This window comes from Pseudarthrobacter adonitolis (assembly GCF_055412845.1).
This window is the reverse complement of sequence record NZ_JBVAYW010000023.1, coordinates 18,041-33,779: the sequence shown is the minus strand read 5'-3', so window position 1 is coordinate 33,779 and position 15,739 is coordinate 18,041. Positions and strand designations below refer to the sequence as shown.

The following is a 15,739-nucleotide window of genomic DNA, read 5'->3' as shown; positions in this document are numbered from 1 at the left end:
CGTACTCTCCAACGCTATCGATCTGATTCCTCAAGGCCGCCCCGCGCCGGCCACTTTTCTTCCTCGGGTGCTCGCCTCGGGCTCAGCCCCCGGGGCTTATCGACTGGATAAGCGCCATTTGTCCGCTCACACCGACATATCCACGACCGGCGGTCAACGCCACGGGCGCCTTGCGCGGGAGGACGGCACCTAGCAGCTCGCCGTCGTAATTTACATCCGGTTGCAGCAGCACGCCCAGACGCGATTTGCGGATGGTCTTGGTCCAGTGGCTGTAAAGCCCGCGGAGATCCGCGGCCCGTCCGGCCGCGATGACGCAGAGCCCCGGCTGCCCAGATGTCACGATCCCTGCGATGGATTGATCGGCGTCGTCGAAGCGCTCGGCGTCGTCGATCAGCAGGAACACCGGGCCGCGCTCGATCCGCAGGGAGGCCAGCAGGGCCGGCACCTCGTCCGTGCCGACGGCAACGCGATCCAGATCGGCGAGTGCCAAGGGCGAGCGGCGATCGCAGATACCCCAGACCTGAGCCGGTCCCCGGGAGGTGGGCGCACCACGAAGGGCCGCGGCCAGGGCAAGCAGCAGCGTGGACTTACCCGAACGGGCGGGCCCGGCGAGAAGCGCGTGCTCGCCCTCGTAGAATTCCAGGAACGCCGGTGAGAGGTCCGTCTCCCTTATTCCAACCGGGATGAGCCAGGGCTCAGCCTCCAGCTGCGGCTTCACGCCAAGCTCCAGCATCGTAACGTCGGAGGGCAGGCGCCTGATCGCCGCGGTCTTGGCGGGCGTGTGTGCCCAGCTCTGCCGCACGCGATCCACCCCAGCCTTGATCCCGATGCCGGGCGTAGCAACGTGCATCTGGAGCGAGGTGCGAGGGTCCACGCAGCGTCCAGGAAGCGCAGCAGGGATATTTTTTCCCCGGACGCCGAGTGAGGAGTAGTCGTATGCGTCCGCCAGCCGGAAGAGCCACTTCTGCAGCGTCACCTCGTTCATGGCCGAGGGCACCGCTTTGGCGCGTGTGGTGGTGACGGCGAACGACAGTCCCAGCGCCGGTCCGTCGGCATACGCCCGATACAGCAGCGCCAGCAGTTGCTGCCCCTCAAAGTCCTGGAACTCGTCACGCAGCGAGGCCAGGCCGTCAAGCAGCACCACGGTGCGGCGATGCGTGCCCGGCTCCGCGCGGCGGCTCTCGAGTTCGGTGTGCAGGTGCCGCAGGAATCGGGCCTGCTGCTCCTTGGCGCCGGCGCCGGTCCCCACATATGCCACGGTGTGTGGCAGGCGTTTCAGCGCCTCAAGCTCACGGGAGCCCAAGTCGAGGATCATCAGATCCAGGTCGGCTGGATCGGCGTCCTTGGCAAGAGTTAGTGCGATGGATGCCAGTGCGGTGCTCGTGCCGGAGCCAGCCACCCCCATCAGCATCAAGTTTCCCACGGACATGTCCCATCCCGCCGCGGACTGGCGCTGCAGCTCAGGCTCGTCCATCAGTGTCACCAGGACAGAGGAACCCCGGACGCCGCCCACATCTGGAAGGAGCCGGGCTGCCGGGTCGGTGGGGTACTCGGACAACGCGGCAGTAGAACTTTCGTCCAGTTCAGGGAGAAAACCATCCAGCTCCACACGCTCGCCCAAGGCCTCTGGCCATACCTGCCGTGGCGGGGCGTACCCGGCCTCGGCATTGGCTGCGACAACCGCGTCGATGAGGAGGTCCAGGTCGTTCTCGTCCGCGGCCACAGACCGCGGTAGCACCGCCGCAGGTACGGGGACGCCGAACTGGCGTATCTCGCGCACATCGACGGCGGGGCCGCCGCCGAGTTGTGCCCGCCCGGTCACAAGGGCGGTCTGCACGGGCGTGATGTCGTCCTGGCCCAGTTTCACAAATGCGCGGCCCATTTGGGCCCTGCCGATCGCCGAGGCGGCCGGTACACCTATGACGTTGTTGGAGTCATCGCGGCTCTGCACGCGCAGCGCCACCCGGAGGTTCGTGTTCGCGAGGATGTCGTCGCTGACGACGCCCGCCGGGCGCTGCGTCGCCAGGATCATGTGTACACCCAGGGTGCGGCCTACCGCGCCCACGCTGACGAGCGCCTTGAGCACGTCCGGGAAGTCCTTGGCCAGCATGGCAAATTCGTCAATCACGAGCAGCAGCCTGGGCATGGGCTCGGCCGGGTTCGTGGCCAAATAGGCGTTCAGGTTGTCGATGCCCTCGCCGGCCTCTGCGAAGACCCTCTGCCGGCGCTCCATCTCAGCCTCTAAGGCCAGGAGAGCCCGGTCGGCCAGTTGCTCGTCCAGGTTGGAGATCGTGCCGATGGTATGCGGAAGGCGTTCGCAGGCCTTGAAAGCGGCGCCGCCCTTGAAGTCGACGAGGATGAAGTTCAGACGGGTCGGATCGTTGCGTGCCGCGAGGCCGGCCACGAGCGAGCGCAGGAACTCGGACTTGCCGGAGCCAGTGGTGCCGCCGACCAGGCCGTGCGGTCCGTCCTTGACAAGGTCCAAAGTCAGGGCGCCGTTCTCCCCGGTGCCTATCGGCGTGGAGACCCCCGTCGGAGCCTGCCACAGGCGACGGATTGTGGCCGTGTCCGGGCGTTCGTAGCCCAGGAGCGCGGGCAGCCGCACCAGAGAGGGCAGCGAGGCCCCTGGCACGCTCAGCTCGGGATCGTCGAAGTGCGCCAGGCGCATGGCGCAGCGAAGGGCCTCCGCCTGGTCGAGGCCCGCCAGGATGACGTCCTCCACGCTGGTCAGCTCCTCCGGTTGGTCCACCGTGGCCGCAGAGTCCGCCCCCACCCTGATGATGGTGGTGCAGGAAGCCGGCAGCTGCTCTTCCGATGTAGCGATGACAATGCCCGCGACGCGGGGCGGGCGCTGCTGCGGGTTTATGTGGCCCCCGGGCGCGGATCGGCCCATGCCGAGCAGCGCGCGTGCCGGAGCGTCCCTGCCCTCCGTGAGCACGTCGGAATCGAGGACAACCATGAGGGCCGGTGTGGGCAATTCCTGGACTGAGTCCTTGAGTATGCGCAGCATGGCGAGACTCGTCTCGCGGTGCGCGGACATCCAACGCTCGCCTGTGCTGCTGCCGGTCTGCCGCGTGTGCGGCAGCCACGAGGCCCATTCCCACTCGTCGGCGCGCCCGGCGTCGCAGAAGACGCCTACGGTAAGGTCCGCTGGACCCACGTGCACCGCGGCCTGCGCCAGAAGGGATCGCGCGAGCGCCAAAGCCCCCTCTCTAGGACCAACGATGCCCACCACCCCGGCATCGGTCAGGTCCACGAGCACGGGCGCGGCCAAAAGCCGCGCTGCCGCGAGGGAGTCTTTAACTTTCTCGTCCGGTCGCGAGCCTGCCGCGCGATCCACCTCGGGCTTCCAGGGGACGTCACCTGTGCCGGCGTGCAGGGCAAGGAAATCGTCCGAATCTGCGCGGCGCTGCCACAGGGACGTGGCGGGGAGGGCCGGGCGCCGCACAACAGTCGCGGGATCGGGGATTATCCGATGACGCCGGGCGGTTTCCACCTCAGCGGCCGCGCGGATCTGGTGCTCGAACTCCTTGAGGGCTCCCGCGAAGCGCTCGTCCTCTTCCTTCATGCCCCGGGCGTGACGGCGCTTCTGTTCGAACCACATTCCCACGGCCATCACTGGACTGAGCATGGCGAACATGGCGAAGCGCATATCCCGCAGGATCACCACCATCGCCGCGGCCATCACAAGGGGCGCCAGCACCGTGATGTAACTGAACTTGCTGGCTGGCGGCACTTCCTTGCGGCTCGGCGGGACCAGAGGGTCGCCCGCAGGGGCCCTCCCGGGGCGGGGAGGCCGGTTGAAGGGAGCTGTCGCCGCCGGCGTGAGGTTGTGCAGGCTGCCGGGCGCCGGCGCGGGCGTTTCGTCCAGAGACGGGCGCAGGAGAAGCACAGTGCCGCCCGCCGTGATCGTGGCGGTTTGGGTGATCAGGACCCCGTCCTCGCCCACCAGCTCGCCATTGACGATGGTGCCGTTCGTGGACCCGCCATCCAGCACCCGCAGCCCGTCCTCCTCCCGGCGCAGGCGGCAATGGTCCCATGACGCGCTCTCGGTGGGAAGGCTCAGATCGGCGTGAGGAGACCGGCCGATAAGCATCTCGCGCCCTTGCGGAACATCAATCACACCGCCGGTGCGCTGGCCGCCGGCAAGCGTAACGCTCCAGCCGCGCACGCGGTGCGGGATCTGCCACGGCGCCCGCGAGATGCGGCTGCCTTCCAAGAAGATCAGCTCCGAGATGGGGGTGGAACCTCGCACCTCGGCCTCGTCCACAAAAACCGCCTCATCCGCCGCAAGGCGAGGGCCGCCGGCGGCCTCCACGAAGTCTGCCAGCGTGGTGGCCGGCGCAGCGTGAGCCACCTCACACTCAAAACGACGCTCGTCCAGGTCGATCAGCACACGCACCGGGGCGCTCCTTCCGTAGTGGAATAGTTCCCCGACCGCTCAGGCACGAGCAGGGGCAGGGTGGTCAGGGGCTTGCCGGCGCCGGCACCCAGACGAGCCGCGGAGCGTCCTCGTCCGCCGGGCGCAGGCCAAGGTCCTGAGGGGAAGCGTAGACCGGTATTGCCTCCGCTGTCAGCGCCAGGGAGCGCGAGAAGTCCAGCGCCGGCCCGGCGAGTCCCTCACCAGGGCCGAACGACATAGTAAATAACGCCGCCCCGACTTTCGACGGATCGCCGCTTCCGGCCAACGCGGCCGCGCGCACGAGGGCGACGACGGCGTCGTGGCTGCGAGCGTCCGCCGCCCAGGCATCGGCGGAGAACGGGGCATCACCCGTCAAATTCTTGATTTCCGGATCGCCGGACGCCAGCCGTATGGCGGAGAGGAAAGCGGACATTCCCCGCCCTTGGGCGTCCTGCTGGAGTGCGCTGGCATCGCCTCCGGCCGGGGCAACGCTGACCAGCTGCCCGGAGGCGGTGCCGTCGAGTTCGGAGAGCGTGGAGGCGAACGCCGGGGTGGTGGCGCCGTCGGGAAGGATCAGGGGGACTGACACGTCGCGGGACTGGAGGGCCTGGATCAACCGGGCCAGCCGCTGCGGCGTGGCGGCCGAGACGACCACCGCGTCCGCAGGCTCGGCGACCCTTGTGGCCTCGGCGTCTGCGGGGGCGTCCTCGGCTGGCGGGCGCAGCTGGTCGCCGGTACGGATGGCGGCCTCCTGGGCCAGGGCCATCACTCCGTCGAAGCCATCGAGGGTCAGCGTCTGCGAGATCCCGACGGACGCGGGGATCTGGCCGCCGTCCCCGACGAGCAGCACCCTGTTCTTGCCGTTCAGCGCGGTTCGAAGGGCGGTCTCGATGGACACGCCCGACGGCCCAGTGGTCCAGGTGGCCTGCGCGGGTTCCGACGGGTCGGCGTAGGGCAGGATCACCGGGAGACCGAGCTCCTCAGCCGTCTTCGCCGCGGCCCGGGCCTGCGGACCCGTGCTCGCCACGACGACGCCGGACACCCCCTGCTCGGCGAGCGCGACGACGGCGGCGCGTGCGCCGTCCTCCGTGCCACGGTCGTTTTGGGCCGGGAGGGCGACTGCGGCGCCGCCCTGGGCGAAGCGCTGTGCGGCGACGACCGCGCCCTGCGCCGCCCGGTTGTACCCGGAGCCGGGCTCGCCGGACTGGCCCAACGTCAGGACGACGCCGATCGAAAAGTCCTTTGGCAGGCCCTCGGCCTTCAGTGCAACAGGAACTGTAGCGGCTACGGGGTCGGGCCGGGGAACCTCCGCGGGGCGGTTCAGCGTCATTGTCAGGACAATTGCAGCCGCGACGACGACAGCGACCCCCGCGGCGATCAGGGTCACGAACCTGCTGCGGGAGCTCATGCGCCGCCGCCGATCTTCAGCGTGTAAAGGGTCTGCGACGTCGCGCCGGCCGGCACCTCGAGGTGGAACGGTGGCAGTTCATCGACCGCGGTGAGGGAGGCCTTGAACTGCGCCTGGCGCAGCAGCAGCCCGGCCACATCCCGGGAGCGGATGTTGGCGTACCCTTCAGCGTTCTGGGAGGCCAATGCCAGCTGATAGTCAGCGGTGTCGGCTTTTGCGGCGCTTGTGGCCATGGAGCCGAGCAAGCCGGATCCGTTCACCGAGCGGTCTCCAAGGTCGAGCATCACCTTGTTGAGGCTTGAGGACAGGAGAGCGCTGGCCCCCTCGACGTCACGGGTCGAGCCGGAAGTGCTGGAGGCGATGTTCTCGAGCGAGGACTGCGTGCTCTTGGCCAGGGCTGCGGCCAAGGTCCCGCTCTGCCCAAGCAGTTCGTCCCGTTGATTCGTTACCGTACCCTCGGCGTCCTTCACCACCTCGTCCGAGGTGGACTTCAACCCGGAGATGGACCGGTTGAAGGCCGTAGTCACGGCGTCGGAGCCTGCGTCGCCGATCTCGGCGACCTCGCGCACTTGCTCGTCCACGGTTTTGTAGACCTCGGCAGCGGTCTCGGCCGAGACGTCGCCGAGGGACTGCTTGATCTTGTCGCCGAGCCCGTCCTGCTGCTCCTTCAACCTCGCAAGGGTCGTACCCACCCGGCCGGAGGATTCGATGGCGTCACCGAGCGCAGCGTTCAGGGCCTCGAGCTCTTGCTTAGTGCCGGTGACGTTGCCCGTCGCGGCGCCGTCGAGCGCGCTCGTGGCCATTTTGATCGCGTCCAGCTTGGCGTCGACGTCATCGATCGACGTCTCCAGGGTAGAGAACGCCTGGCCGATGGCTTGGTCCGCGGCGGTGGTGTCCGTGGCTGCGAGGACCTCGTCCCAGGTAGCCGACTGGGCCTTCATTCGGACGTCCAGCGGTTCCTTGAACCCGGCCGGCGGGTTCAGCTCACGCGCCGGGTTCCCCTCATCATCCGTGGGCGCGCATGGAACAGCCGTCAAGTAGGACCGCAGCCGCTCAACGTCTTTGGCGGATAGCCGGCCTTCGCCGGGCAGAACACCGTCGTCGGCCAGCTTGCACAGCTCGTCGGCAATCCGCTGGTTCTGCTGCATCATTGAGCCGTTCAGCCACGAGCCGTCACCCAACTCGCTCTTAGCCGACTGCGCATTCCGGTTGATGTCGATCAGCTTCTGCCGTAGGGCGTCGATGCTGTTGCGGGCCGCAGCGGCCGCGTTACGGGTTGCGGAGGCAGAGGCACTCGAGGACTTGATTGCCTCGTCCAATGCCGCGAGTGCCTTGCTGTAGTCCTCGGAGGTCCCGGCGCCGTCGAGTATCAAACCGAGCTCGGCGCGCACCTTCTCCAGCGTGACAGCAGAGGCCGCCTGATCCTTGATCGCGCCTTCGACCACGTGCGGCTGCAGGTCCGACACGAGCTCGTCGCCCTTCTTCACCAGGCCCAGCAGTGCGCCGGTGACGGTCACAGCGGAGCCGTAAAGCGAGCAGGTCATGGAACCCTGCTCTGCGCACTCCTCCGCGGTGGGGTCCTCGGGTCCCATGGTGGCTTGTATGGCGCCCGCAACGATGTCCCGGCAGCCTGCGCTCACCTTCGCGTAGGCGTCGAGCTGCGAAGCCATGGTCAGGACGCTGGAGTAGACAGTGGCCGCTTTCGCCGCCTTGGGCACCTCGGCGGTGCAGCCGTCGCCGTTGATTGGAATGGCCGGGGGCGCGGCCGAGGTGTCGCCCAGCATTGCGTCCACGGCGGAAACGGTCAGTTCCAGCTGGGACATGGTAGTGGACTGCGTCGTCTTTGTTGAGGCTTCCAAATCGGTGCCGAGAACCTTCAGCTGCTCCTTCAGGCCCGACATGGTCGCGGCCAGGGCCTGGGAGTTATCGCGCAGCTCGCCAGCAGTCTTGACACCCAGGGTCTGAGAGGTCGTCTGCAGGTTCCGCCGAACGTCGGTGATGGTGGATCCGGCCTTCGTCAGCACGGTGTTGACGTCCGACACCAGTGAGATGGTGCGGCGTTGCAGCTCCATCTCGGAGCCTGCGCCGGAGGAGAACGCGCTCGCGAGCACGCCGTCCGCGCTGAGGTCGGTGTTGAGGCCCGGCTGGACCGCCACGTCGATATCGGGAACCTGGAAGTCCTCCACGTCCGCGACGAGACGCAGCGTGGTGCTGGCACCGGAACGCGGCGGGGCCAGCACAGTGGCCCATTGAACGACAGTGGCGCCGTCCTCGGTGCTGCTCAGGACGCCGTTGGTGCCCGTTGCACCATCCGCGGAGCCTGCGGTGACGTCGTCGGCACGCACACCGGCGAGCTTCGTTGACGCGGCGATAGTCAGCGGGGCGCCTACGAGGGCGGTCTCGGAGCGGGTTTGGCCCGCGGCATCGTACTCGATGACCCGCGGCTTGACCGTGAGGTTCTCCAGTGTCACGTTGATCTCGACCGGCCCGGTGTGGCCTTGCAGCTCGGTGAGGTCGGAGCCGGACTTCTCCCCGGCACGGTAATGCAGGCTCACCCGCACCGGCAGTTCGCCCACCACCTGGGCGGTGTTGTACTTCGTGTCCTCTGCGGAGGAGTCGCCGGCCGCGGACACCGAGATGGTGGTTCCTTCGATCGTCTGGACTCCGGCGGCCGGAGACAGGCCCACGCGCACGCTCTGCAGGAGTTTGACCGGGTTGGACACCGGCTCCGGCTCGGGAGTCTGGGTGCATGATGTCGTCGCGATCAGTCCCATGGTGACAAGGACGGCGCCCAGCGACCGGCCCGGCGCGATGCGGCGCCCCGGGTTGTGCTGGTGGGTGTGAGTCCGTCTGGGCATGTTTGTCCCTCATTCTGTTCGCTGTGCCTTCAGCATCATACGGGGTTCCGCTCACGAATGGACTAATTATGGTCTGCAGGTGTTGTGCGTGGGACTTGGTGGCCACGCTCCGTCGCATTTGTTTTGTCATTTTGTTGGATTTATTGGGTGGTGTTGGTAGTGTCGGCTCCGTCTGGTCGCCGGCGGTTCTGTGTTCGGCGAGAAGCGGTTCTTATGGGAGGAATTTTTATGTCGCGTGTGTTGTCTACTGAGCAAGCGAAGGCTGCTATTGGGCAGGTGCAGTCGATTATTAACGGTGGTTTCACGGATCAGATCTCGGCGTTGGATGCGCAGGGGAGGGTTTTGTCGGATCCGAATGTGTGGGATGGTCCTTTGGCTGCGGCGTTCCGTGGTTCGACGTGGCCGGAAACGAAGGCTGCTTTGGATAAGGCCAAGGAAGAGCTTGAGCAGCTGCGGGGCCAGTTGGAGAAGATCTCGCTGGATATTTTCTCTGCTGGCGGCGGCGCCTGAGCCTGTTTGTTCTTGTGTAGGGGCCGGGTAGCCGCGCAGCTCGGGTGAGTCGCGCGGCTTCCTGGCCGTTGCACTTTTCTGGTTTTCTCGGCCGGTCCGGTTTTTGGGTTTTCTTGGCCTGGTTTTGGGTCTCTTTTCGGGCCGTTCCTGCTCCTGGTGGGTTCTTTCGCGGGCGGGTTCCGGTGATGTGGTGTTGGTGGTTGTTCTTTTGTTCGGGTTCTTGTTCAGTGGGGGGCGTTGGTTGTGACCGAGTTCGTTGAGATGCCGTTGTTGCCGGCTTCGGATGCTTCTGATGGTGGGCGGTTCAGTTACGCGGTGGCCGGGTCGGTGAGGTCCGCGTTTGAGTCGGCGGCGTCACGGCTTGAGGAGCATTCAGGCTCGCGCGGGTCGTATGTGTCCGCGGCGAAGGTGGACTTCCGCGGGCGTTTCTCGGAGGTTTTCGAGGCCAATGCTGCCACGGCGGCCAATGACGCGACCGAGCTGGCCTCGGCGATGCGGACGGTGGCCGGCTACGTGACCACGATGATCGACGACGGGCATGTAGAGGACTCCCGCCGGGAGCGGAACAACGAGTGGGTTCGGGAGCACTATGACCGGAACGGGTTCGAGCAGGCCTGGGATTCGGTCTTCGGTGAGGAAGCGCGGCCGAATGCGGAGCCGGGGAAGGCTCCGACGTTTGCCCCGGCCGCGCCCGCAACGGGGGCCCGGGACACCCCTTCGCCCGGGGGCGGCGGGTACGGGGGCGGGACGTCCTCGGCACGTCCGGCGAATCTGCGGTTGTTCGCGGCGAACTCCCGTGGCCTCGATGATGGGCTGGCTTCGGAGCCTGGAACGCTGGAGGGGCAGTTGTCCTCGTTCGCGTCCAGCTGCGATTGGGGAAAAATTGAGGCCTCGGGCGTTCTCAGGGCGTACCGGCAGTATTTGCAGGCGAATGAGAACGACGCGGCCTGGGCGGTGACTGTTGCGGACGCGTTTGCGGCCGCCGGGGGCGAGGGGACGGTTTCGACTCTTTCGGACGCGGCGGTCAATGAGGCGTTGGCAGCGGCAGGGGTAGGTGCGAACCGGTCCGGGTTGGTGATTGATCCGCCGATGGCCGCGGGCGCGATGCCCACGTCCGGTTACGCCAATGACCCGGTGAACACCGCGACGGGTAACTTCATTGAGCCGGAGGCGGATCTGGGGTTCTCCGGGGCTGCCTCAGATGTGGTGTTGTCGCGGATGTATAACTCGCTGCCGTCGGGTTTGGTGGTGCCGGGGGTGTTTGGTCCGGGGTGGGCCTCGGTGCTGGATCAGTCCCTGACGGTCTCGGATGAGGGCTGCCGGTGGGTGGTCGCGGACGGCCGGGCCGTGGATTTCCCCCGCGAGGGGGAGGGCTGGGGCCGGGCGGTCGGCGAGAATTACTGGCTGGCCCGCGAACCGGCCACCGCAGCCAGTTTCACAGAGCTGAGCTCCGTGCCTGCGGGCACGTCCGAGGTTCTGGTGGTTAGGGACAACCAGGGAGCGTGGTGGGCTTACACCCTCGCCGGGGTGTGGCTCGGTGCCGGATCGGTGCCCGGCCGGACAGTGTCCGTCCTCCGGGAAGAACCGGCCCATCGCGAAGGCCCGGCCGACGGCGGCAGTGCCGGGCTGGTGTCCCGGCTGGTCCATGTGCGGGGCCGTTTCCTCGACGTCGAGTACGTGAACGGGCTCGTTGCCGTGGTGAGGGCCTCGGACGGGCGCCGGGTGGAGTACGGCTACGATTCCGCGGGCCAGCTGACAAGTGTGGCGACCGAACTGGGGGCGCGCACGTACCGGTGGAATGACCAGGGCCTGATCGACGCTGTGGTTTCGGCCGCCGGTGTCCTGGAGGCGGCGAACACCTACGACGAACACGGCAGGGTCATCCTGCAAATCACCCAGCACGGACGCAGGACCAGGTTCGCTTATCTGCCGGGCCGCGTCACCGTGGTCTCCGATGAGGACGGTACCCGGTCCAACTCGTGGGTCGCGGATGCGAAGGGCCGCCTGGTCGGCGTGCTCGATTCCCATGACCAGCGGCAGTCGATGGCCTATGACGGCCACGGGAACCTGGTCGCCTTCACCGAACGCGACGGGGCAGTCACGGTCAATGCTTACGACGGGCGGGGCCGGAAGACCCGGACCGTCACCGAAGAAGGTGCGGACCTGACCTACGGCTGGGACGCCCAGGACCGCATCACTACCCTCGTCACCGAATCCGGGTCCGTCGTGGCCTACGAGTATGCCGATGATCTGTCGCGGGACCCCTCGGTGATCCTGGACCCGCTGGGCGGGCGCACCGTCCTCGAATGGCAGAACGGGCTCCTGGCCCGGGTCACGGACCCGGCAGGGGTGACGGTCGGGTTTGAGTACGACCGGTTCGGGGACCTCGTCAGCACCCGCAACACAGCCGGGGACGTGGCAAGGATCATCCGTGACCAGGCGGGCCGCCCGGTCACCGCGGTCAGCCCCTCCGGCGCGCAGACCCGCTTCGGCTATAACAGCGCCGGGTTGCTGGTCCGGCGGGTGGACCCGGACGGTGCCGTCTGGTCCTTTGAACACGACCCCTCGGGGCGGACGACGGCGTCCATCGCCCCGGACGGTGGCCGGACCGAACTCGAATACGCTCCCAACGGTGAAGTGGTCCGCACGATCGACCCGTTGGGCCGTGTCGTTGAGCGGGTTTTCGACGAGCTCGGCAACGTCACCGGTGCGGTGCTGCCGGACGGTGCGGCGTGGGGTTTCGCCCACGACACCCTCTCCCGGCTGGTCGGGGTCACGGACCCTGCCAGCCATGACTGGGTGCGGGAATACGACAAAGTCGGTGCCCTGACCGGTGTGATTGATCCGACAGGGGTCCGCACGGACGCGGCCACGGACCGCAAGGCCGGCACGGCGACCCTGAGTGAGGCGTTTGCTTCCTCGACCATCCGCTTCGATGGGTACGGGCGCCCCACCCGGGTGGAGGCTGCGGACGGGTCCGCGGAGCTCATCTCTTATGACGCGGCCGGTAACCCGGTCGAACTCGTCGATGGTGAGGGTGGCCTGACCGTGTTGGGCCGGGACGTGGCCGGGAAGATCACCTCGGTCACCTCCCCCTCCGGGGCGGTGACCCGGTATGAGTATGACGGGTGCGGGCGGCCCTGGCGGACCACGGACCCGCTGGGTGCGGTCACGGAACTGGCCTATGACGCCGATCAGCGCGTCATTGCCCGGACCCTGCCCACGGGCGAGGTCGAGAGGTTCGAGTACGACCCGTGCGGCCGGCTCATGTCCCGCCACACGCCCGGCCAGGGAGTCTCCCGGTACGGGTACGACAAGGCTGGGCGGCTGATTTTTTCCCAGGACTCCTGGTATGGGACCCGACGGTTCAAATACAACGTCGCGGGGGAACTGACCGAGACCGTCAACGGTGTGGGCGGCCGGACCCGGTTCGAGTACGACACCCGCGGGCGCCTGGTCCGGATCACAGATCCCCTGGGCGGGGTCACCGCAAGGACGTACACGGCCACCGACCAGGTCGACACCGTCACGGACCCGCTCGGGCGGGTGACCACAGCGACGTATGACCCTGCGGGGCGGCAGCTCTCCCAGACGGACCCGGACGGGAATACCACCACCTGGACCTACGACGCCGCCGGCCGGGAAGCCACCACCTCGGTTGACGGGAAACTGATTGCGGCGATCGACCGGGACCTGCTCCGCCGGCGCGTGACCATTACTGACTGCACGGGTGCTGACGGGTTGGTGGTCGAGCACGAGCTCGGCTTTGACCGGCGCGGGCTGCTGACCTCCCGCACCCGCGGGTCCCAGGGGATGTCCTGGGAGTACGACGAGGACGGGAACCGCACCGGGATTACCGACGCGCACGGGACCACCACCACCTACACCCGGGACGCCGCGGGCCGGGTCACCGCCGTGAACAACCCCCTGCTCGGGGAGGCGGTGTTCACCCACGACGCGTCCGGGCGTCTCACCACCGCCACCGCCGGGGACCTGGTCCAGGAATGGGCCTACCGCAACGGGCACCTCTCCGAACACAGCCGTGTTGACCGCAGCAACCCCGCTGACCGTTCGGGGCAGGCGGATGTGACCCTGATCGGCCGGGACGGGGAGGGCCGGATCACGGGCCTGACACGTTCCGGTGCTGTGACCCGGTACGGGTACGACGGCGCCGGGCAAATGATCACCGCCACCACCACCAGCAACGGCGAAGAAGAGTCATCCGCGTCGGTTTCGGAGTGGGAGTACGACGCCGGCGGGCGCCTTGTGCGCGAATTCACGCCAGGTGGGTTCCGGACTTATGAGTATGACGTTGCGGGGCAGCTCCTCGCCGTGACCGACCCGGACGGGGCCCGGACGGAGTACGTCCATGACGGGTTGGGCCGGCGGACCCGGCTGATCGGCCCGGATGGGTCCTGGACCGAGTACGCCTGGGGGCCTACCGGTTATCTGAACGGCACGGTTGACCGCACCCCCGACGGTATCGAAACGTCCCGGCACGAGCTGTGGGTCGATGCCCTCGGTGAACTCGCTGGTATTGATGGGTCGGAGTTGTGGTGGGACACCGCGAATCCGATCCCCACCCTCACCGGTATCGGTGGTGGACAGGTTCTGTCCCTGCCCGGTGGTGTGACCGGTATCGGGGGTGCGTGGACCGCGCCGGGCTGGCGCGCGGCCCGCCCCACCGACCAAACCGATCCCTGGGCCGTCCTCGGCACCCCGACCATCCCCGAGCCCGCACCCGGCCTCCCCGCCGGCTCCGGGGCCCCCGGGTCGGGTTCCGTGCCCGGACTGGCCGGTGTGCTCCCGGCCGGAATCAGCCTGACCGGCAACGGTGGTGTGGATGTTGCGGGCCTGGAATGGCTCGGCGCACGTGCCTATGACCCTGCGAGCCGTGGTTTCCTTTCTACGGATCCTTTGGCTCCGGTTCTTGGCGCTGGTTGGGACGGGAACCCGTACGCGTATGCGGGCAACAACCCCCTGAATACGACGGATCCGACAGGGCTCAGGCCCCTAACTGACGGCGACCTTCAGGCTTACGACAGTTCCACCCGTGGAGCGATGGCGGCCACGGGAGAGTGGCTGGGGAACAACTGGGAATACCTCGCCGGCGGCGCCATGGTGATTGCTGGCGGCGCCTTGATGGCCACCGGCGTGGGTGGACCCCTGGGTATGGCGTTGGTGGGGGCTGGTGTCGACACGATTATTCAAAAGGCCACCACCGGTTCCGTGAACTGGGGCCAGGTGGCCTTGACGGGCGCTGTGGGCCTAGTTGCCGGTCCGCTGGCGGGCAAGGTCAGCAGCGCCGTTGCGTCGGGATTGGGTCGCGCAGGAACAGCGGTGAGCGCGCGGGTGCTGCCGGCAGTGGGCCGTGCGGTTTCGGGTGCGGGTAGGGCGGGGGCGGCTGTTTCGGCTGCCGGTGCACGGGTCGGTACTGCGGTGGTTTCGGGTGCCGCGAGGGCTGGTGCGGCAGTTTCGAGTGTGGGTTCACGTGTCGGATCTGCTGTGACCTCGGGGGTTTCTAGTGTCAGCTCCAGTGCTGGTAGCTACGTTGCGGCGTTGCCAGGACAGCAGATGCTTAGGGCTGCCGTCACTAATGGAGTATCCGGGGGCGTAGGGAACACAGGGATGTACTTTGTGACGAATCCCCAGGAGGAATGGTCTCCCCAGGGCATTGGCGGGGCATTGGCAAACGGTGCGCTCAGCGGTGCCGTCGGTTCGCAGGCCGGGTACCTGGCCGGTTCAGGGACAGGTATGTTCACGAGGCTAGGCCAGTATGCTGTGAGCGGAGGAGCAAGTGTGGCTGGAGGCTCCGTGGACAAGCTGATCAACGGTAAGGAATACGACCCGACTGAGATGGGATACGACGGCATTGGCGGAGCGGTCCTTTCTCATTTTCCAGGGGCTTCCGCGTTGGACCCGAACGCTGGGTGGATGACGCATTCTTTCGCTGCATATGGTGGAGCTCATGCCGGAGCTATTGTTGAAAGCGTGAAATCTGTAGCTAAAGAGACCGGAGTGGCGCCGTGGTGACTGATGGGGGTGAAAGTTCTGACCCAGGAAACGAAGCCGCGGATGGCAGGTTCTCAAAACAAGACCTCTTGCTGGGGAAGAAGGCCACTAACTTCGTAGGTGCTCTTTCTGTAGCCGCATTCGTAGCCTGCGTCGGGATCGCTGTCTTCGTCTTTATGAACGTTCCGTGGGACACTCGGATGCCGTATGACGGGAAATATAACCGGAGTGGGAGTGGGATTCCTATGCCGGTCGCAGTACTGCCCGCTTTGGTACTTCTCTTTGGTATCTGGCGGGTAGGTAGAAAACCTGATGCGCATCACATGCGGAAAGGATCGCGTGTCGGGACGTATGTCCTCGGAACAGGTATCGCGGTAGCGTGTGTATATTTTCAATGGATTTTCGCTCAGGCGATCCTTACTGTTGGTGGATACTTCTCCGGGTAGTGTGCTTCGGGCTGTGCCGGCTGCCGATTTGGCCTTGATGACGGTTCTTGGCGTGAGTCTTGGCGTCGTTGAAGCCCTCTTGGTGGTGCCCGCGGCGTTTGGT

The 15,739-nt window shown here is 67.0% G+C and carries 5 protein-coding genes; 2 read left to right on the top strand and 3 right to left on the bottom strand.

Going from position 1 to position 15,739, the window contains the following annotated elements:
- Positions 1 to 82: 82 nt before the first annotated feature.
- The 3 genes from ACZYZ4_RS16900 to ACZYZ4_RS16890 all read right to left on the bottom strand — a co-directional run bounded on the left by ACZYZ4_RS16900 (position 83) and on the right by ACZYZ4_RS16890 (position 8,668).
- Complete coding sequence (locus ACZYZ4_RS16900) at positions 83 to 4,402, bottom strand: type VII secretion EssC family protein (RefSeq protein WP_463862735.1); 4,320 nt, start codon at positions 4,400 to 4,402, stop codon at positions 83 to 85.
- A 64-nt stretch (positions 4,403 to 4,466) separates the two neighbouring features.
- A complete protein-coding gene (locus ACZYZ4_RS16895) occupies positions 4,467 to 5,810 on the bottom strand; it encodes a hypothetical protein (RefSeq protein WP_463862733.1) in 1,344 nt (447 codons plus the stop codon).
- A complete protein-coding gene (locus tag ACZYZ4_RS16890; RefSeq protein WP_463862731.1) occupies positions 5,807 to 8,668 on the bottom strand; it encodes a hypothetical protein in 2,862 nt (953 codons plus the stop codon). The genes ACZYZ4_RS16895 and ACZYZ4_RS16890 overlap by 4 nt, the downstream gene beginning before the upstream one ends.
- Before the next feature lie 228 nt (positions 8,669 to 8,896).
- Here ACZYZ4_RS16890 and ACZYZ4_RS16885 point away from each other — a divergent pair, with 228 nt between their 5' ends.
- Together ACZYZ4_RS16885 and ACZYZ4_RS16880 are read left to right on the top strand one after the other, a co-directional pair.
- Positions 8,897 to 9,178 carry a pyrophosphorylase gene (locus ACZYZ4_RS16885; protein ID WP_463862729.1) on the top strand — a complete coding sequence of 94 codons (282 nt, stop codon included), beginning with the start codon at positions 8,897 to 8,899 and terminating at the stop codon, positions 9,176 to 9,178.
- 243 nt (positions 9,179 to 9,421) lie between these two features.
- Positions 9,422 to 15,211, top strand: a complete 5,790-nt coding sequence (locus tag ACZYZ4_RS16880; RefSeq protein ID WP_463862727.1) for a DUF6531 domain-containing protein — start codon at positions 9,422 to 9,424, stop codon at positions 15,209 to 15,211.
- Positions 15,212 to 15,739: the final 528 nt, after the last annotated feature.